The 20,276-nt window shown below is 39.0% G+C and carries 13 protein-coding genes; 3 read left to right on the top strand and 10 right to left on the bottom strand.

Translation table 11 applies throughout. The features are described 5' to 3' along the window. Nucleotides 1–295 precede the first annotated feature (295 nt). On the top strand, nucleotides 296–3,595 hold the full coding sequence (locus ACRD7B_RS07430; protein WP_430823864.1) for a S41 family peptidase: 3,300 nt from the start codon (nucleotides 296–298) through the stop codon (nucleotides 3,593–3,595). A 133-nt stretch (nucleotides 3,596–3,728) separates the two neighbouring features. Here ACRD7B_RS07430 and ACRD7B_RS07425 read toward each other — a convergent pair whose 3' ends face one another. After that, the gene (locus ACRD7B_RS07425) at nucleotides 3,729–4,937 is read right to left on the bottom strand and encodes a hypothetical protein (protein WP_430823863.1); all 1,209 of its coding nucleotides are present in this window, start codon (nucleotides 4,935–4,937) and stop codon (nucleotides 3,729–3,731) included. Continuing rightward, nucleotides 4,934–5,797, bottom strand: a complete 864-nt coding sequence (locus ACRD7B_RS07420; RefSeq protein WP_430823862.1) for an outer membrane beta-barrel protein — start codon at nucleotides 5,795–5,797, stop codon at nucleotides 4,934–4,936. Before ACRD7B_RS07420 ends, ACRD7B_RS07425 begins: the two co-directional genes overlap by 4 nt. A 213-nt stretch (nucleotides 5,798–6,010) precedes the next feature. Between ACRD7B_RS07420 and ACRD7B_RS07415 the strand changes: the two genes are divergently transcribed. Beyond that, nucleotides 6,011–6,832 carry a hypothetical protein gene (locus ACRD7B_RS07415; RefSeq protein ID WP_430823861.1) on the top strand — a complete coding sequence of 274 codons (822 nt, stop codon included), beginning with the start codon at nucleotides 6,011–6,013 and terminating at the stop codon, nucleotides 6,830–6,832. 204 nt (nucleotides 6,833–7,036) lie between these two features. Here ACRD7B_RS07415 and ACRD7B_RS07410 read toward each other — a convergent pair whose 3' ends face one another. From ACRD7B_RS07410 to rho, 8 genes are all read right to left on the bottom strand, one after another. Next, nucleotides 7,037–7,171, bottom strand: a complete 135-nt coding sequence (locus ACRD7B_RS07410; RefSeq protein WP_430823860.1) for a hypothetical protein — start codon at nucleotides 7,169–7,171, stop codon at nucleotides 7,037–7,039. A gap of 123 nt (nucleotides 7,172–7,294) precedes the next feature. Next, nucleotides 7,295–10,009, bottom strand: a complete 2,715-nt coding sequence (ppdK, locus tag ACRD7B_RS07405) for a pyruvate, phosphate dikinase (protein WP_430823859.1) — start codon at nucleotides 10,007–10,009, stop codon at nucleotides 7,295–7,297. A 255-nt stretch (nucleotides 10,010–10,264) separates the two neighbouring features. After that, nucleotides 10,265–11,275: a dihydroorotate dehydrogenase-like protein gene (locus tag ACRD7B_RS07400; protein WP_430823858.1), complete on the bottom strand. Its 1,011-nt coding sequence runs from the start codon at nucleotides 11,273–11,275 to the stop codon at nucleotides 10,265–10,267. Between the two features lie 189 nt (nucleotides 11,276–11,464). Then, nucleotides 11,465–11,719, bottom strand: coding sequence for a Txe/YoeB family addiction module toxin (locus ACRD7B_RS07395; protein WP_430823857.1), 255 nt, complete (start codon nucleotides 11,717–11,719; stop codon nucleotides 11,465–11,467). Further along, a complete protein-coding gene (locus ACRD7B_RS07390) occupies nucleotides 11,719–11,970 on the bottom strand; it encodes a type II toxin-antitoxin system Phd/YefM family antitoxin (protein ID WP_430823856.1) in 252 nt (83 codons plus the stop codon). Before ACRD7B_RS07390 ends, ACRD7B_RS07395 begins: the two co-directional genes overlap by 1 nt. Before the next feature lie 204 nt (nucleotides 11,971–12,174). Further along, nucleotides 12,175–15,714, bottom strand: a complete 3,540-nt coding sequence (gene nifJ / locus ACRD7B_RS07385; RefSeq protein ID WP_430823855.1) for a pyruvate:ferredoxin (flavodoxin) oxidoreductase — start codon at nucleotides 15,712–15,714, stop codon at nucleotides 12,175–12,177. Between the two features lie 185 nt (nucleotides 15,715–15,899). Further along, on the bottom strand, nucleotides 15,900–17,075 hold the full coding sequence (locus ACRD7B_RS07380; RefSeq protein ID WP_430823854.1) for an ATP-binding protein: 1,176 nt from the start codon (nucleotides 17,073–17,075) through the stop codon (nucleotides 15,900–15,902). A gap of 151 nt (nucleotides 17,076–17,226) precedes the next feature. Beyond that, a complete protein-coding gene (gene rho, locus ACRD7B_RS07375; protein ID WP_430823853.1) occupies nucleotides 17,227–19,029 on the bottom strand; it encodes a transcription termination factor Rho in 1,803 nt (600 codons plus the stop codon). 309 nt (nucleotides 19,030–19,338) lie between these two features. On the opposite strand from rho, the gene ACRD7B_RS07370 reads away from it, so the two are divergent. Further along, nucleotides 19,339–20,202: a sigma-70 family RNA polymerase sigma factor gene (locus tag ACRD7B_RS07370; protein WP_430823852.1), complete on the top strand. Its 864-nt coding sequence runs from the start codon at nucleotides 19,339–19,341 to the stop codon at nucleotides 20,200–20,202. Nucleotides 20,203–20,276: the final 74 nt, after the last annotated feature.

The raw sequence follows: 20,276 nt of genomic DNA, 5'->3' as shown, positions 1-20,276 counted from the left end.
TATGCAATTGCCCGCAGCAGCTATGCTTTAGTAAGTAGCTATACTTCATTTGTTGGTAGCGACTCCTCAGAAGGTTGTCGCATAGGTGTTTTGTCGTGTAGCAAGCATGCTACCGCTTGTAGCAGCTTTGTAAATGCTTGTAGTAGCAATGTTTAGGAATATAGACATGCGAATTAGTGGCGTCAATGTCATAATTTGGTATGTGTGCGAATAATCATATTGCCCTCCCCAAAAATATTCGCTACATTACAACTTACTAAATGAACAGAACACAATTATTTAAACCTCAAATTATATGACACATTTTACTTCTAAGTCGCCACGATGGATGACTTTATGGCTTTCTGTGAGCCTGTTATTATTGCCTTTAATGGCGTATGCTGATGGTACTCGATTACTGCGTCAGCCTAATATTAGCGATACACATGTGGTATTTACTTATGGTAGCGATTTATGGATAAGTGCTAAAGCCGGTGGTGATGCCATACGCTTAACCAGCACACCAGCCGTTGAGAAAGATCCTTATTTCTCGCCCGATGGACAAAGGATTGCTTTTACATCAAACCGCTCAGGCGTTGATGCTGTTTATACCATGTCGGTAAAGGGTGGTGATGTCAATCGCCTTACTTGGTATCCTGCCAGTTCGCAGGTGCGCGGTTGGACTCCTGATGGTCAACGTATTTTGTATGCCTCCACTCGTGAGACAGCGCCTACTTCATTCGATCGCCTTTGGACGGTGAGTAAAGATGGTGGGACATCAAAACTATTAACCCAACAATGGGGAACCAAGGCATCTTATTCGGCCGATGGTAAAAAAATTGCAGTTGACAAGGTACGTCGCTGGGACTGGGAGTGGAGAGCTTATCGAGGTGGACAGAATACACCTCTGATTATTCTTGACTTGGAGAATATGCAGGAAGAATTGGTGCCAAATGAACGTACTACCGATGTACAGCCTGTGTGGTTGGGCGATAAAATCTATTTTATTTCCGATCGCGACTGGGTTAGTAATATATGGGCTTACTCATCAGAAACTAAAGCTTTGGAGCAGTTGACAGCTTTTCCTAAGACGGATATTAAATATTTGTCGGGTTATAAAAACGAGTTAGTTTTTGAACAGGACGGTTACCTGCATATTTATGACATAAACGCGAAAACAACAGCCAAGCTAACTATTAATGTTGTTGGTGATTTCCCATGGGCCGAAGTACAGTGGGAAGATGTCAGTAAAAATGTGAATTATGCAGCACTTTCTCCAAGTGGAAAAAGAGCCATTATGGCTGCTCGCGGTGAAATATTTACGGTGCCTGCCGAGCATGGGAATGTGCGCAACATTACCTCAAATTCGAAGGCTGCAAATCGTAAGCCTTTATGGTCGCCTAAGGGTGATAAGGTGGCTTGGTTTTCGGATGTAAATGGAACCTACGAGTTAATGCTGACCGACCAGGATGGTTTAGCTAAGCATGAAAAGATATCGATTGGTGAATCAAAAATGATATGGGAGCCAACCTGGTCGCCCGATGCCAAGTACATTGCTTTTTGCGATGACGATGTGCGAATTCGTGTTGTTGATGTTGCGGCCAAAACCATCAAAACCATTGATGTTGGTGGAAATAATTTAGAACGGGGAAGCTTGGGAATCACCTGGTCGACCGATTCGAAATATTTAGCATACGCCAAAGCGGGCGCTAACCATTTTCGAAGAGTGTACATTTGGTCAAGTAAGGATGCATCGGTAAAACCGGTAACCAATTCAATGGCCGATGCTTTTTCACCAGCATGGGATAGAGATGGTAAACATTTGTATTTTCTGGCAAGTACTGATTTGGCTTTGGCATCGAGTTATGTCAATACCAGTGTAATGTCACCTGAGTCGGCCACTTACAGCGCCTATGTTATTAATCTGAATAAGAAAGATAAGTCGCCTTTTGAGTTGCGTAGCGATGAAGAAGAAGTAAAGAAGGAAGAGGAGAAATCAGCCGATAAGGACGAAAAGGGAAAGAAAAAATCAAAGGATAAAAAAGACGATAAAGCAGATAAGAAAGAAGACGAGAAGAAAGAAAAAACCATCATTATCGATTTTGATAACATTGAGCGTCGCATCATAGCCATGCCAATGCCTAAAAAATCGTATCGTTACATGTTGGCTGGTCCTGAGGGAACGGTATTTGTGGCTGAATCAGCCGAAAAAGGAACCAAGCTTCATAAATTTACTTTGAAGGAAAGAGAAGCAAAGGAATTTGTAAGCGGTGTGCGTTCAGTAACTATCTCGGCCGATGGAAAACAGATGTTGGCACAAATGGGGCCTTCATGGAAGATTATGGCTACATCTAAACCGAATGGAAAAGATGGCAAGGCCTTAAAAGTACAGCTTAAAACACAGCTTGATCGTTACCAGGAGTGGGAGCAGATGTTTAATGAGGCTTGGCGTTATCAGCGCGATTTATTTTACGATCCAAACATGCATGGGCGCGATTGGAATGAGGTATACGAGCGTTATTCGCCATTGGTGCCATTTATCAAGCATCGCAGCGATTTAAATTATGTGATGGACATGGTTAACGGCGAATTATCTGTTGGGCATAGCTTTGTGTTTGGTGGTGATATGCCAAAGGTTGAAAGCGCTTCAGTTGGTTTATTAGGGGCTAATTTAGTAGCCGAATCATCGTATTGGAAGATCGATCGCATATTTACAACCGAGAGTTGGAATCCGAATTTATCGAGTCCTTTGGAGCGTCCAGGTTTAAAAGTTGAAGAGGGCAATTATCTGGTTGGTGTTAATGGAAAAGAACTAAAGGCTAGTCAAGACCCTTATAGTGCATTGGATGGCACGCGAGCTGTTCAGACGGTTCTGCACATCAACAATAAACCTACATTTGAAGGAAGTTGGAAAATTACCGTGAAACCAATTTCGAGAGAGAATGCTTTGCGTCAGCGTGCTTGGGTTGAAGATAATCGCAGATTGGTAGATGAATTGTCAGGTGGTAAGTTGGCCTATGTTTGGGTGCCAAATACATCGGGGCAAGGTTTTGTATCCTTTAATCGTTATTATTTTGCGCAACAAGATAAAGAAGGTGCAGTGATTGATGAGCGCTTTAACGGAGGTGGTTTATTAGACGACTACATGGTTGATTTGATGAAACGTGATTTACGAGCGGCATTAACCAACGAAGTGCCAAATGGTGCTCCAATATTATTGCCAGCTGGTATTAAAGGACCAAAGGTTTTAATCATAAATGAGATGGCTGGATCGGGAGGTGACTTCTTCCCATGGGCATTTAAGCAGCAGAAGATTGGTCCTGTTGTTGGTGCGCGCACCTGGGGTGGTTTGGTTAAATCATCTGTTCACTATCGTTTGGTTGATGGAGGTGCATTAACAGCGCCTGATAACGCGGTATTTGATCCTATTAATAATGAGTGGGTAGGAGAGAACGTTGGTATCACGCCAACCATTGATGTGAGGCAAGATGCAGCATCTTTGGAAAAAGGTAGTGATCCTCAATTGGAAAGGGCAGTGAAAGAAGCCTTATCGCTTCTGAAAGAAAAGAAAGCAATTACACCGCCGCCATTTTCAACGCCGGCGCTTAAGAAGTAAAAAATCGATGTTGTAGTCAGTGCCGATTAAGGCGATGCTGACGATAATCATTTAAAAATAGAACGGTTCCTTGGCTAATGTATGCCTAAGGAACCGTTCCTTTCTTTAGTTAAGTATTAGGTATATTTTTAGCTTAGTCCAACTCTAATTGTTCGTAGGCCAATTTGTGAATAATAATACGTTGATAGCGCCCGGCCACCCATGCTTTTCCAACTACAGCCAGTCCCTTATCCTTAGTTTTAAAGAAGGCTGAAATCTCCATTGGATTGGTATGCCCTAGATAATGTGTTTTTATCAGTGAATTGCTTTCGGCGTTAAAAAAATAGAGTGCCACTTGGTTGGTTTTAGTGGTAGCTGCGTAGATAATCATTTCCTGATTGGAAAAATTGGTTTTAAGTACTTTCACAGGCGCTTCTGCTTTTAATTCAGCTAAGCCAACAGTAGTGAGCTGAGCGATATTTTGCGTGCTATTTACATCGATGTTAACATCAGCTCCAATGGCCACATTACCCACATTAAATTTTGAGCTGGCAATGGCAAACTGATCATTTACTTTATGTATTGCTGCACTTATGCCGCCTAGTTCTTGAAAGCCATTAACCCGACCAGTTATTTGCCCAGAGCTTTGATTTACCATCATCAAAGACAGTGTGTAGTTTGAAAAACCATTAACCGCATAATAAACACCTGAATGATCAAATGAATTAATGAAGAAGGGGAACGGTGTTCTTTGTTTCTTGAGGTGCCGAAAAATATCGTAGGAGAAATCCTTATTGGTCGCAGTGCTTGCTCTAAATAATTGAGTAAAGCTTGCATTCAGTCCTGTGATAATGGAAGAGGTACCAATGGCGTCGTAGGATAAGATTACGGTCGTTTGATTATCGCTGTTATAGTGAGCTGCTAAAGGATAACTTTCATCTAATGATCCTAATTCGGTGATGTCTCCATTATTCAGGTTGATACCAATAATCTTTGTATCGAACGAAGTGTCATCCATGCAAACAAAGCGCACCTGATCATTTGCCAGCATTAAATTCGGAACAGGACTAACGTATGAAGGGGCAATGGGAGTCTCCCAAATAACCTTACCACTGGCACTGGTTTTCATTATATGAATGGTAGGAAAGTTGGTGTTCTGAATATCATTGAGCGCTGACAATACCACTATACTGCCATCCTTTGTTTCCAGCGCATCTACCGGGTAATAGTTAATTTCAATATCAGCATTGTCATACACCTTCATAAAATTATAATCGGGTGCTACATCTGTTTCAGACGAATTACATGCTACCAATAGGATAAGTGATAGGCTTAAAATAAACTGTTTTTTTATCGTCTTCATCGTTTCTTCTCCTTAAAATAATAACATTCAACAGCACCTTTTTTAGTAATCTTACTGATTGGAAAAATCACAGATAAGTTAATCTTCAAAGCATCTAAGCTAAGCTTGTCTTGCACGTCGTAAGTACTTGAGGTAAAAAGGTCATTGTTATACCGATTTTTGGCATTGCTGATAGGGTTGAGATTATATTGGTAAGTGGCTCCCAATGTCACAATCAACTGATCAAAATCGTAACTCACACCGGCTCCGGCTCCAATATCCCATTTACTAGTTATGTAATTACTTTTATAATCGCCGTTGACTTTCGTTTGTTGTGTAAGTGTATTTGTACTACCATCATTTCGGGTGTAATCCGAATCCACCGACTTATCGGCTGTAAGTAAGAAGCCATAGCTAAATAAACCTTCTACATAGGGTTTTAATTTATTAGTTCCAATATAATACCTCACGACCAAAGGAATCTCCAAATACCTTAATTTCTGTTGGTGATTATGGATAACGGCCAAAGATGCCCCATTATTATCGAGCCACTCTTGTTCGTTGTGATAGCCATATGAATAACTTGAATAGTTAGGAAGCAAACCTACATGTAGATTCCCCATAGCGGGATAGAACATTACAAAGCCAAACTGATGTCCCAAATTGCTGAACATAGCATCGTATGATTTATTTGTAAAATTTGGGGTGGAACCTAAATATTCCAGTACCTGATGCCCTTCGCTACTTCGTGCTTGTGAGAAACTCATTCCTCCATAAAAACCCACGAGTAATGAGGGTTTATTCTTGTCTTTTGCCGAAATAGGAGATATAAAGGCAGCAAGCAGAAATGCAAGTACAATTACGTGACTTAATTTTTTCATTATAAAGGGTGTTATTAATGTAATAACGTGTGTTTAGTCGATTTATTTTCTGAACTATATGTTTGTAATTAACGCATGCCTTGATGAATTGTTAAAGGCTAGATGTTATAAGGTGTTGGAGTGCTTTATTTTTGTATTGAATTATCTTAAGGAAACTAATTTAAGAATGTTGCGTAAGTATGGGTATTGAATAATTAAAAACACACAAATAACATGATGAAGAAGTTAAGTTGGAGTTTAGTATTAGTAGCGATAGTTACTTTTAGTAGTTGTGAGTTGAAAGAGGAACTTGAAAAAACAGCTTCGGCACTTGAAGCAGCAGAAGCTTTACAGGAATATACCGTAGTTAATAAACAGTTTCAGGATGCATCAAATGCAAGTGATGATGGTGTTATAAATGCTGAAGATGTAATTGCCGGAACATATGCTTTAAAAGCAGGGCAGGAAGGTCCTTCAATTACTGTTGAACCTATGGATAACACTTGGCCAAAAACTATTACTTTGGATTTTGGAGATGGAATAACCGGTAAAGATGGCATTGTAAGAAGTGGTAAGATTAAAACTGTTTCAACTGCATGGTACCGTGAATCAGGAAGTGTACATACCACGACTTATGAGAATTTTTATCAGAATGATCATAAAGTAGAAGGAACAAATGTGGCTACTAATATGGGGATGGTTGAAGGTTTAGGATTAAAGTACAATGTAGAGATTAAAGATGGTAAAATTACAACTCCACCCGGTGGCGTTATCTCGTATACTCAAAACTCATCTCGTACGTGGATTGCTGGAGATGATACACCAATAAATATTTGGGATGATGAGTATAAATTGGATGGTACGCAAAATGGTGTTAGTTCAAAGGGTATTGTTTATTCACTAACCATTACAGAACCATTACACTTTGTTATGTATCCTCGCGATATTTTAGCTGGAAAGATTACGTTTGCCATTGATGGGTTGAGTGACATTGAATTAGATTATGAGACTTCAAAAGGTAAAATAGGCGATTACGAATTTACATTTAATAAATAGGGAGACATCCTTTGGGGAAAGGAGAAAAAGAGCTGTTCGTTAGAGCAGCTCTTTTTTTGTTTCAAGGAGCGGCTCTTTCTGATAGTGATATAAGGAGCGGCTCTTTATTTGCATCTGAGAATAAGAGAGCCGCTCCTTAATGGGTATAAAAAAAGCGCTCCCAAATGGTGGAAGCGCTTTTGATATATAGTTTCGTTTTAATTATTAACGAAGGTTTGCTTGAGCAGCAGCTAAACGTGCGATAGGCACACGGAAAGGAGAACAAGAAACATAATCCATACCTACAGAGTTACAGAACTCAACTGATGAAGACTCGCCCATCTTGTACATGTCGCTCACCACAGATATGTATGATATAAGGATCGCATCTTTATTACGATTCTTGAATGAAAGATGCGATCCTTATTAAAAAAAAGCGCTCCCAAATGGAAGCGCTTTTGATATATAGTTTCGTTTTAATTCTTAACGAAGGTTTGCTTGTGCAGCAGCTAAACGTGCGATAGGCACACGGAAAGGAGAACAAGAAACGTAATCCATACCAACAGAGTTACAGAACTCAACAGATGAAGGTTCTCCACCATGCTCACCACAGATACCTAATTTGATATCAGGACGAGTTGATTTACCTTTTTCACAACCCATACGAACTAATTGTCCGATACCTTCTTGGTCAAGAACCTGGAAAGGATCGTGCTTCAAGATACCTTTTTCGATGTAGATAGGTAAGAATTTACCTGCATCATCACGAGAGTATCCAAAGCCCATTTGAGTTAAGTCATTCGTTCCGAATGAGAAGAATTCAGCATGTTTAGCAATCTCATCAGCAGTTAATGCAGCACGAGGGATCTCAATCATTGTTCCTACTAGGAAGTCAACTTCAACACCTTTTTCAGCAAATACAGCAGCAGCAGTGCTGCGGATGATATCTTCCTGCATTGTGAATTCTTTCATCGTACCAATTAATGGAACCATAATCTCTGGCTTAGGATCTAATCCTTTAGCTTTTAGATCACAAGCAGCTTCGATGATAGCACGAGCTTGCATCTCAGTAATCTCAGGATAAGTATTACCTAAACGACAACCTCTATGTCCTAGCATTGGGTTGAATTCGTGTAAAGATTCAACTTTAGCTTTAACGATAGCTACATCAATACCTAATTTTTCAGCCATTTCAATTTGAGACGCTTCATCGTTAGGTGTAAATTCGTGCAATGGTGGATCCAGTAGACGAATAGTAACGCCAAATCCGTCCATAGCTTCAAGGATACCAGAGAAATCTTCGCGCTGAACAGGCAATAATTTAGCTAAAGCAGCCTTACGTCCTTCAACATCTTCAGCAAGAATCATCTCACGCATCTTCCAGATCTTGTCTCCTTCGAAGAACATGTGCTCGGTACGACAAAGACCAATACCTTTAGCACCAAACTCACGTGCAGCTTTTGCGTCAGCAGGTGTATCAGCATTTGTGCGAACATACATGCGTGTGTTTCTCTCAGCCATGTCCATCAACTTACCGAAGTCACCATCTAAAGAAGGAGTGATTGTAGCTACTTTGCCTTCGTAAACGATACCAGTTGAACCGTTCAATGATATAAAGTCACCTTCTTTGTATTCAACGCCATTAATGGTCATTGAAGATGCACTTACTAATAAGTTAGCAGCAGAAGAAATACAACATTTACCCATTCCACGTGCAACTACAGCAGCGTGAGAAGTCATACCACCGCGCTCAGTTAAGATACCTTCAGCAGCGTACATGCCTTTCAAATCTTCTGGAGACGTTTCGCGACGTACTAAGATTACTTTTTTACCCTCAGCAGCCCACTCTTCAGCAGCAGTTGCTGAGAAAACGATTTGACCAGTAGCAGCACCCGGAGAAGCCGGAAGACCTTTTGAAAGTTCTTTTGCAGCAGCGATAGCAGCACCGTCAAATACAGGGTGTAATAATTCGTCTAATTTGTTTGGCTCTTGACGAAGAATAGCTGTTTTTTCATCAATCATACCTTCAGCCAACATATCTACAGCCATCTTAACCATGGCAGCTCCAGTACGTTTACCTGAACGAGTTTGCAACATCCAAAGTTTATTGTCTTGAACAGTAAACTCCATATCTTGCATATCGCTATAATGATCCTCTAACTTCTGTTGAGTCTCATTTAATTCAGCATATAACTCAGGCATTGCTTCTTCCATTGAAAGGAAGTTAGCTTTACGATCTTCTTCAGAAGTACCATTACGCTCAGCCCAACGCTGTGAACCGATTTTTGTAATCTCAAGTGGCGTGCGAACACCTGCAACAACGTCTTCACCCTGTGCATTGATAAGGTACTCACCATTGAATTGGTCTTCGCCAGTAGCAGCATCACGTGAAAAACATACACCTGTAGCAGATGTCTCACCCATGTTACCATATACCATAGCTTGAACGTTTACAGCAGTTCCCCACTCGCCCGGTATGTTTTCCATACGACGGTAAAGAATAGCACGCTCAGTATTCCATGAATCGAATACGGCACATACAGCACCCCATAACTGATCCCAAGGGTTTGTTGGAAAGTCAACACCAGCATGTTTTCTAACAACTGCTTTGTAACCTTCAACAAGCACCTTAAGGTCTTCAACAGTTAATTCTGTATCTACTTTATATCCTTTAGCTTCTTTTAATTCATCTAAAACTACTTCGAATGGATTGTGCTGACCTTCTTCGGCCTCAACACCCATTACAACATCACCATACATGTGAATGAAACGACGGTATGAATCGTAGGCAAATTTTTCGTTACCTGATTTTTCAGCAATAATTTTTACAGCATCATCGTTCATACCCAAGTTAAGTACAGTATTCATCATACCTGGCATAGACGCACGAGCACCTGAACGAACTGACAATAATAATGGGAAAGCATCACCTGTTGAACCAAATTTAGCATTCATTACCTTTTCAGTAGCTGCAACACCTGCTTCTACTTCAGCTTTCATTAGTTCAACTACTACGTCACGACCTTTTGCATTATACTCAGTACATACTTCAGTTGTGATTGTGAAACCAGCAGGAACTGGTACTCCAATAAGGTTCATTTCAGCTAGGTTGGCACCTTTACCACCTAGTAGATTTTTCATATCAGCTTTACCTTCGGCTTGTCCGTTACCAAAGGTATAAACGCGTTTATTGCTCATACTTAGATTATTATGAATTTATATAAAAATGTAGTTTATTTGATTTCAATGGCTTTCAATGCATTTTTTCAAAAGCACTACAAATAAACAAAAAATTTGGGAAAATCACCAGTTAATTGAATGTGCTAAAAGAGTTAATAAATAATAAAATACACGTTTTGAGTTCCAGACTATAAGCAAATATGTGAAGGCATAAAAAAAGTGTCAGTAAAATTACTGACACTTTTAAATGTATATCTAATTGCTATTTGGAATTTAATTCACAGGATATTTCTTCAAATATTCTTTGGACTTCATTAAATAATCAACGTATTGAGCTCGTTTGTAGGCATGAGGATCTGAGACATTCTTTTTAGCTAACTTTCCTCTGAAATCATCAATTTTATCGTAGCCTTTTTTCTTCATCCATGTAGATAATTCTTCTAGCATACGTGTTACTTGAATAACACCATTTTTGTACACAGTACTGACAACTTGTACGGTATCAGCTCCAGCTAATAACATGGTGATTAAATCGTCACCATCCATGATGCCTGTATTGCTACAAATGCTTGCATCAATATTGCCTGACAATAAACCTGCAAAACGTAAGGCCAATCGATTATCACCTTTATGACTCAAGTTATAAGGTACTTTTAGCTCTTCTTCTTCCGTATCAATCTCAGGTTGGAATAAACGATTAAACAATACAAATGAATCCGCGCCATTTTTATCCATTCGATATACAACATTCATCATGTTGGTATAGAATGGGCTTAATTTTACACTTACCGGAATCTTAACTGCAGCTTTCACTTTCTTAAGGATTTCGATACGAGCATCTTCTACTTGTTGCGAAGATTTGTCAACATCTGAGATGGTTGAATAGAAATTTAATTCTAAGGCATCAACACCTGTTTGCTCAATGTTCTTAGCATAATCAACCCAGCTAACGTCATACAAGCAATTAAGGCTTGCAATAACCGGAATTGAAACACTGTCCTTTAGTTTCTTTAAAGCAATCAGATGCGCACGAGGTCCAGAATGTTTAACTTCTGGAAATAAGGATGTCATTTCGGCATTTCGCTCATCGTATTCGTGCAACTCTTCTTCTAATTCTGCAGCTTCTAAATGAAGTTGCTCTTCAAATAGCGATTTATAGACAATCGCAGCTGCACCAGCATCTTCTAATTTTTTGGCCATTTCAATGTCCAATACTAAATTACTGGCTCCAATAATGATGGGATTTTTTAATTCAATCCCCATGTACGTGGTTTTTAAATCCATAACAAAAGGTAATATTAAAGGGGTTTATTGTTTTCTTACACTAATAAACAAACTGCTTTAGCAAATGGTTTTGATACTTTGCAAAATGCTATACCTCAAGTTCGGAAAATACTGTCGCTATTTCAAGCTATAGTACGAAAAAAGCCGCTCCAAAAATGGAACGGCTATATTAAAATCAATGTGAAATATTTAGTAGTGGTAACGGCATTGTAAGATATACAATGTATCTTCCTCAACCCGGTATATAATTCTGTCCTTATGGTTAATTCGTCGTGACCACCATCCGGATAAATTTCCTTTAAGGGATTCAGGCTTCCCTATACCTTCATAAGGCGTTCGCTGACATTGCCGAATCAGTTTATTTATTTGTTGAAGCGTTTTTTTGTCAGTGTTTTGCCAGTGTAAATAATCCTCCCATGCCTGGGACATAAAGTTAATTTCCATTAATCAATTAATTGCTTTGCTTCGCCTTTTTTGTCATTATATTCACTCAGAGCCTTTTCTATTCTTTCAGCATTTCGAGGACTCGAAAGTAAATAAATAGTTTCTTGCATCCCTTCATAATCAGCTTTTGACATAACCACAACATCTTCTCCTCTGGCACGCTTTACAAATAATGGCGCGTGGGTTTGCAGGATTGAATCCAGATAGCTTTTTAAGTTTTGTCTAAAATTTGAGTAAGTCGCTATTTCCATGATCTACCTAATTAAATGTTGGTACAAAAATAGTAATTATATTTTAATTGTACAATAAGTGGTACAAGCATGAATTGCTTTAGGTATTTGATCCAAGTTACTATGGTAACTTCACAATATGTTCGGGGTTATTGGCTTGTTTGTGAACGAAAAAAGCCGCTCCAAAAATGGAACGGCTTTTTACTATTTTCGATGTGAATGTGATTAGTCAATCACTTCATATTCTAGTTCAGACAAACGCTTGTATGAGCTATAACGCCATTTTGCATTTTTCTCTGATTCAGCAAATAATACTTTTGCATCCTCTGGGAATGATTTAGCAAGAGCCGTGTAACGAACCTCATTCATCAAGAAGCTTTGGAATTTATCCCATTGCGGCGGTTTAGAGTCCAAAGTAAATGGATTCTTACCTTCTTCTTCATTCATTGGATTGTAACGATACAAGTGCCAGTAACCTGACTCAACAGCTGCTTTTCCTTCCGCTTGAGTAGTACCCATACCAGTTTTCAAACCGTGAGCAATACAAGGAGAATAAGCAATGATTAATGATGGTCCAGGATATGCTTCTGCTTCTTTAAGAGCTTTGAAGTACTGAGCTTGATTAGCACCCATTGAAACTTGAGCAACATAAACATAACCATAAGTGGTAGCCATTAAGCCAAGGTCTTTCTTACGGATTCGCTTACCCGAAGCAGCAAACTTAGCAACAGCACCAACCGGAGTTGACTTAGATGACTGACCACCTGTGTTTGAGTAAACTTCAGTATCCATTACTAAGATGTTTACGTCTTGTCCAGATGCAATTACGTGATCAAGACCACCATAACCGATGTCATAAGCCCATCCGTCACCACCAAAGATCCAGAATGATTTCTTAGAGATATAATCTTTAAGCGCTAATAGATCTTTAGCAACAGCATGCTTTTCGTTAGCAAGAGCAGCAATTACTGCTTTGGATGCTGGCGTATTTGCGTTACCATTATCTTTAGTTTCAATCCATTTTTCGAAAGCAGCTTTTGTTTCAGCATTTACTTCGTTGATTGAACCTGTGATAAAGTTCTCAACACGCTCGCGAAGTTTATTAGCACCAGTAGCCATACCTAAACCAAACTCGGCATTGTCTTCGAATAAAGAGTTAGCCCAAGCTGGACCTTTACCTTCTTTATTAGCGCAATATGGTGTTGCAGGAGCAGAGCCACCATAAATTGATGAACAACCAGTAGCATTTGCTACCATCATGCGATCACCAAATAACTGAGTGATTAACTTAATGTAAGGTGTTTCACCACAACCAGCACAAGCACCCGAGAATTCGAATAATGGTTGAGCAAACTGAGATGCTTTCACATTCATGTCCTTAGCCATGATGCTGTCTTTGATAGAAACTTTTTCTACCATGTAATCCCAACGCTCTTTTTCAGCCATTTGAGACTCAAGAGGCTTCATTAATAAAGCTTTGTTCTTCGATGGACAAACATCAGCACAGTTACCACAACCAGTACAATCTAATGCACTTACCTGGATACGATACTGTAAGCCATCAAATCCTTTACCATTAGCTTTCTTACCTTCTGTTCCTTCAGGAGCACCAGCTAATTCTTTTTCATCTAATAAGTATGGACGGATAGCAGCATGCGGACAAACATAAGCACACTGGTTACACTGAATACAGTTGTCGATTTGCCATTCTGGAATATCTACTGCAATACCACGTTTTTCATATGCTGTTGTACCAGCAGGTAGCGTACCATCCTGGCGACCGTTGAAAATACTCACTGGTAAATCATCACCTTTTTGAGCATTCACAGGGAATACGAAATCTTTAATGAACTGAGGAGCTTTCTCATTTGATGGGAAAACAACTTCAGCTGCTTCGTTAGCCCATGACGCAGGTATAGCGATTGCATTTACATCACCACCTTTATCAACAGCCTCGAAGTTCATATTAACAATGCCTTCGCCTTTCATTCCGAAAGTCTTAACAATTGCTTTCTTCATGTGATCTACAGCTTCAGAATAAGGTATTACCTCAGCGATCTTAAAGAATGCACTCTGCATAATTGTATTGGTACGGTTACCCAAACCAATTTCTTTAGCTAAGTGAGTTGCATCAATTGTGTAGAATTTAATTTTGTGATCAGCAATGTAGCGCTTCACATAAGCTGGAAGGTGCTGCTCTAATTCAGCTTCTGACCAAGAACAGTTCAATAGGAATGTACCACCATCTTTAAGACCTTTCAACATGTCATACATCTGCAAGTAGGCAGGAACGTGACAAGCAACAAAGTCTGGTGTATTTACCAAATATGGCGAACGGATTGGCGTATCACCAAAACGAAGGTGAGAAATAGTAATACCACCCGATTTCTTAGAATCGTATGCAAAGTAAGCCTGAGCATATTTGTCGGTATTGTCACCAATAATTTTAATAGAGTTCTTGTTAGCACCTACAGTACCATCAGAACCTAAACCATAGAATTTACCTTCGAAAGTACTTTCATCACCTAAAGAGAATTCAGGTAACAATGGAAGAGATGAGAATGTAACATCATCAACAATACCTACTGTAAACTGATTCTTTGGCTCATTCATTTTAAGGTTTTCGAATACACTCAACATCATAGCTGGAGTAGTATCCTTAGAAGATAAACCATAACGACCACCAACTACGACAGGCGCATTTTCTTTTCCGTAGAATAAATCACGTACATCTAAATACAAAGGATCTCCGTTAGCTCCCGGCTCTTTAGTACGGTCAAGAACTGCAATTTTCTTAACAGACTTAGGGAATGCTTCGAAGAAATATTTAGCTGAGAATGGACGATACAAGTGTACAGCAATTAAGCCTACTTTTTCGCCTTTGGCAGTCAAGTCATCAATTACCTCTTTGATTGTATCGGTAATAGAACCCATTGCAATAACAATGTTTTCAGCATCTTCAGCTCCGTAGTAATCGAATGGACGGTATTTGCGACCAGTGATTTTACTTACTTCATCCATATACTCAGCTACCATATCAGGTACCGCAGCGTAAAATGGATTAGCAGCCTCACGAGCCTGGAAATAAACATCAGGGTTTTGAGCAGTACCACGTGTTACCGGGTGTTCTGGATTCAATGAGTTGTCGCGGAACGCTTGAAGCGCATCCTGATCAACCAAACCAGCAAGATCTTCCTGATCCATAACTTCTATTTTCTGAATCTCGTGAGAAGTACGGAATCCATCGAAGAAATGTAAGAACGGAATACGGGTTTTGATAGATGTCAAGTGAGCCACACCTGCTAAATCCATCACTTCCTGAACGCTTCCTGTAGCCAACATAGCAAAACCTGACTGACGTGTAGACATAACATCAGAGTGGTCGCCGAAAATTGACAATGCTTGTGCTGCCAAACTACGTGCACTCACGTGGAATACACAAGGTAACAACTCACCAGCAATTTTGTACATGTTAGGAATCATTAATAATAATCCCTGAGAAGCAGTAAATGTTGAAGTTAAGGCACCAGCTTGCAATGAGCCGTGCACAGCACCAGCAGCACCAGCTTCTGATTGCATTTCTTCAACTTTAACAGTTTCGCCAAAAATATTCTTCCTACCGGCAGCAGCCCATTCGTCCACATTTTCCGCCATGTTAGAAGATGGCGTAATCGGGTAAATAGCAGCTACCTCACTAAACATATATGCAATATGAGCAGCGGCATGATTACCATCACAGGTAATAAACTTTTTTTCTTTAGCCATTTTTATACTCCTAATAATTAATTGGTTATTATTTTAGATGGTTAGATAATAGACTATTAGACTGTAAGGCTTTAATTAGCTTACTTTTAATAATTATTTACCTAACTTCTCATACATTTAACTTTATATTATTCTTCGTTACTTCTATTAGTCTAATTGCTAATCGTCTATTGATCAAAATTTGATTAATATAGAAATCCGAATAGCCACAACGGAATTTCTTTATTGCTGCCCACTTCAAGCATGTCATGTGCAAAATAGGCATCTGATTGTTTATCGTTATCCTTGGCACCTTCTCCAATTAAAAAGTCCAAATTATGGTTGACAAGAAAATCTGCTTTTTCACTTAAATCAACTTTGCACTTATTGGCTACCTGATTATAAAAGAATGTTCGATACATGTTTGATTGTCCAACTTCGCCGTGCATCACCGAATTTAATAGGTTCGGGTTTTGCATATAGACCAATGATGGTTTTTTAGCCGATTCACTGTCTTCGAACAAAAGGTTAATCAAACGACCGTTTTTCAGATAATTCAAGTAATTCATTACCGTTGCCCTGGAGGTTTCAATCTCTTGGCTAAGGCGGCTTACGTTTGGTTGAAACGGAGCTTGTTTTGCAATTGAATAGAGCAATTTACGTAATTTGGGTAAATACTTCAATTCAATTTGCTCAAGATAACTAATATCTATTTCTAATATGAGGTTAATGTTCTTAAGAACATTCTCTGAATAGTTTCTTTTTTCGAGGAAGAATGGGTAATAACCGTGCTCGAGATAGTTGTTGAAATAGGCTAGGGGACGTACCTTTTGCGTTATTTCCTTACAAATTTCTACATGGTTATTTAGTACCTCATCCAATGAGTAGGATTGGAAAGAATTTTTTGACTCAAGATTGAGGTATTCGCGAAATGAAAAACCTTCGAGGTTATATACTTGTACGCATCCTTTTAGGTTGGATTTTTCATCTTGCAGACGCATCACAGCTGAGCCACTGAAAACAATTTTTAAATCCTGAAAATGATCGTAACAATACCTTAGCTCGGTTGACCAATGTGGATATTTGTATACTTGATCAAGAATCAATGTTTTACCACCTTTTTTGCGAAATTCATCCGCAAAGGAAACGATGGTTCGTTCAGTGAAAATCAGATTGTTCAGATTGACATACAGGCAACTCTTATCAAATCCAAAAGCAGATTTGGCATAGTCTAGCAGGAATGTTGTTTTTCCAACTCCACGTGCTCCTTTGATACCTATTAGCCGATGATTCCAGTCGATCTGATTTAATAATTCTCGACGAACTGGAGCTTCAAGGTGCTTTAGAAGGTATTTATGTGTCTGAAAAAATGATTGCATCATGAGTATTTGAATCACAAATCTAAAATCATTTATGAAATAATTGCAATCTTGACATTACAATTTTAAATTTATACTGCTATTTAAAATTAATAAAAATAAAAAAGGCCATCTACGTTAATAGATGGCCTTTAAATGTGAAATTATGTCTTATTTAGTTATCGTTCATCGATATAAGAAACTCTTCGTTTGATTTTGTCTTACGCATACGATCGCGCATAAAATCCATCGCTTCCACAGCATTCATATCCGATAGGTAGTTTCTTAAAATCCATGTGCGGTTCAAGAAATCCGGATCAATCAGAAGATCTTCACGACGCGTACTTGATAAGGTAACATCTACAGAAGGGTAAATGCGCTTGTTTGATAAACGACGATCCAACTGAAGTTCCATGTTACCAGTACCTTTAAATTCTTCAAAGATAACTTCATCCATTTTCGAGCCAGTCTCGGTAAGAGCTGTAGCAATAATAGACAGAGAACCACCACCTTCGATGTTACGAGCAGCACCAAAGAAGCGTTTTGGACGATGTAATGCATTGGCATCAACACCACCCGATAAAACTTTACCCGATGCTGGTGAAACAGTATTGTAAGCTCTGGCCAAACGTGTAATAGAATCTAAAAGAACCACTACATCGTGTCCACATTCTACCATACGTTTTGCTTTCTCCAAAACAATGTTAGCTACTTTCACATGGCGATCGGCAGGCTCATCAAAAGTAGATGAAACAACTTCAGCATTTACGCTACGTGCCATATCAGTCACCTCCTCAGGACGTTCATCAATTAACAAGATGATCATGTAAACCTCAGGATGATTTGAAGCGATAGCGTTGGCGATATCCTTCAATAATACCGTTTTACCCGTTTTAGGTTGAGCTACAATTAAACCACGTTGTCCCTTACCAATCGGCGAGAACAAATCTACAACACGTGTTGATAGATTGGCCTTAGAACCATCTGTTAAGTTAAACTTCTCGTTAGGGAAAATTGGTGTTAAATGATCGAATGGTACACGGTCACGAACAATAGCTGGTGAGCGGCCATTGATTTCTTCAACCTTAATAAGTGGGAAATATTTTTCACCTTCTTTTGGTGGACGAATAGATCCTAATACAGTATCACCTGTTTTTAATCCAAATAATTTGATTTGCGATTGCGATACATAAATATCATCAGGGGAGTTAAGGTAGTTGTAATCCGATGAACGAAGGAAACCATAACCATCAGGCATTATCTCTAATACACCTGAGGCTGAAATGATCCCTTCAAACTCATATTGTTTGTTTTCTTCTTTACGCTCAAAGGTACGACGATTGTTGTCCTTGTTTCTATCTTGATGTGGTCTGTTATCACGCTGTTGGCGATCGCCTCTGTTATCGCGACGATCATCACGGCGTTTGAATTCTTTCTGTTGAGCTGGTCTTTCAGTCTCTTTATTCTTTATCGCAATCGGTTCAGTTTTATTTTCTTCAGAAGCTTCAGCTGTTTCTTCCTCTTTAGCGATCGGTTCTTTTTTAGCAAGCGGCTCTCGCTTAGGTTTAATAACTTTTACTGCTTCTTTAGGTTTGTCTTCTTCAGCTTCTATAGGCTCAGCCTTTTTTGGTTCAACCTTTTTAGCTTCGGCTTTTTGGGGTTCTTGTTTTTTAGGTTCAGCCTTCTTTTCTGGCTTTATGGCATTTGCTGCCTCTGCTACTTTTGAAGAAACCGAAGATGCCACTAGTCCTTCTTCTGTTTTTGGCGCACGTGGTCGCTTATTGCGAGGTTTCTTATCAGCAGATTTGTCTTTTTTAGGTGCCTTTTTATCGGCACTCACTTGTATGGCTTGTTCATCAAGGATCTTATAAATAAGGTCTTGTTTCTTGAATGATTCCACACGTTTTACATTAAGATCTTTTGCGATTTGTCGCAGGTCGGTGAGTAGCTTTTTATTAAGCTCTAAAATGTCATACATAATTTAATAGATCACTATTTATCTCGGAAATCCAATAAAAATCTGATTACTGAAATATTGAAAGTTATTATAAGAATTGAATACCTGACAGGCATCAACTTTGCGTTTGAGGCAAATTTATGTAATCTTTAGTTTGAATCAAAGCATATGTGCTGATTTTAATATAAATAAATTGAACTTTACTGAAGTTGGATTTTGAGTTACGTAATATTTTGTGCATCTTTAAAATGGACTTAAACAAAAACACACCCAGAGTGTTAGATAAGTTACCAGAGCAAACACCATACACTACCACCGTTATTGAGAGCTATGAGACAATTAAAAATTACAAAACAGGTAACCAATCGAGAGACGCCTTCTTTGGATAAGTATTTACATGAAATAGGTAAAGTAAAACTTATTTCTGCAGAAGAGGAAGTCAGTTTGGCTAAAAAAATAAGGTCGGGCGATAATAGGGCATTGGAATTACTAATTAATGCCAATCTGCGTTTTGTAGTTTCTGTTTCAAAGCAATATCAAAACCAAGGTCTTAGTTTGCCTGATTTGATTAATGAGGGGAATTTAGGATTGATTAAAGCGGCTCAGCGTTTTGATGAAACACGTGGTTTTAAGTTTATTAGTTATGCGGTGTGGTGGATACGTCAATCGATATTACAGGCTTTGGCCGAACAGGCTCGCATTGTTCGTTTACCCCTGAATAAAATAGGTTCGATTAATAAGGTGAATAATACTTTTGCCCGCTTGGAGCAGGATTTCCAGCGCGAACCAACCGCTGATGAAATTGCTAAGGTATTGGAGATTGCACCTAAGGAAGTGAAAGAAGCACTTAAGGTTTCATCACGTCATATTTCGATGGACGCACCATTAAAGAAAGACGAAGACAATACTTTGTACGATGTGTTGTTACCTACCGACTATATTAGCCCAGATACAAATTTGTTAGACGATTCACTGCGTAAAGAGATTGATCGCTCATTGGCTACTTTAGCAACACGCGAAGCTGATATTCTTAAACTGTATTATGGATTGAATGGTGAACCGCCATATTCGCTTGAAGAAATTGGGAAGTTGTTTAACCTAACGCGCGAGCGTGTACGTCAAATTAAGGAAAAAGCCATCAAGCGTTTAAAAACAACGTATCATAGTAAAATATTGCGTTCGTTCTTAGGCTAAATTCTGAGTTAATTTCCAATTGTTTTTATACAAAATCATAAAAGTCATTTTTTGATTGGATAGGGTATTGTACT

The sequence above is a fragment of the Carboxylicivirga fragile genome (assembly GCF_050589805.1).
In the GTDB taxonomy this organism is placed as follows: domain Bacteria; phylum Bacteroidota; class Bacteroidia; order Bacteroidales; family Marinilabiliaceae; genus Carboxylicivirga; species Carboxylicivirga fragile.
Note: the sequence above shows the minus strand (reverse complement) of the source record. Positions and strands in the feature narration are given on the sequence as shown.

What these genes read in the sequence shown, in the direction of transcription:
- ACRD7B_RS07420 (WP_430823862.1), bottom strand. Translation starts at nt 5,797, where the DNA reads ATGAAAAAATTAAGTCACGTAATTGTACTTGCATTTCTGCTTGCTGCC.
- ACRD7B_RS07415 (WP_430823861.1), top strand. Translation starts at nt 6,011, where the DNA reads ATGATGAAGAAGTTAAGTTGGAGTTTAGTATTAGTAGCGATAGTTACT.
- ACRD7B_RS07425 (WP_430823863.1), bottom strand. Translation starts at nt 4,937, where the DNA reads ATGAAGACGATAAAAAAACAGTTTATTTTAAGCCTATCACTTATCCTA.
- ACRD7B_RS07370 (WP_430823852.1), top strand. Translation starts at nt 19,339, where the DNA reads ATGAGACAATTAAAAATTACAAAACAGGTAACCAATCGAGAGACGCCT.
- ACRD7B_RS07395 (WP_430823857.1), bottom strand. Translation starts at nt 11,719, where the DNA reads ATGGAAATTAACTTTATGTCCCAGGCATGGGAGGATTATTTACACTGG.
- ACRD7B_RS07390 (WP_430823856.1), bottom strand. Translation starts at nt 11,970, where the DNA reads ATGGAAATAGCGACTTACTCAAATTTTAGACAAAACTTAAAAAGCTAT.
- ACRD7B_RS07430 (WP_430823864.1), top strand. Translation starts at nt 296, where the DNA reads ATGACACATTTTACTTCTAAGTCGCCACGATGGATGACTTTATGGCTT.
- ACRD7B_RS07380 (WP_430823854.1), bottom strand. Translation starts at nt 17,075, where the DNA reads ATGATGCAATCATTTTTTCAGACACATAAATACCTTCTAAAGCACCTT.
- ppdK (WP_430823859.1), bottom strand. Translation starts at nt 10,009, where the DNA reads ATGAGCAATAAACGCGTTTATACCTTTGGTAACGGACAAGCCGAAGGT.
- nifJ (WP_430823855.1), bottom strand. Translation starts at nt 15,714, where the DNA reads ATGGCTAAAGAAAAAAAGTTTATTACCTGTGATGGTAATCATGCCGCT.
- rho (WP_430823853.1), bottom strand. Translation starts at nt 19,029, where the DNA reads ATGTATGACATTTTAGAGCTTAATAAAAAGCTACTCACCGACCTGCGA.
- ACRD7B_RS07400 (WP_430823858.1), bottom strand. Translation starts at nt 11,275, where the DNA reads ATGGATTTAAAAACCACGTACATGGGGATTGAATTAAAAAATCCCATC.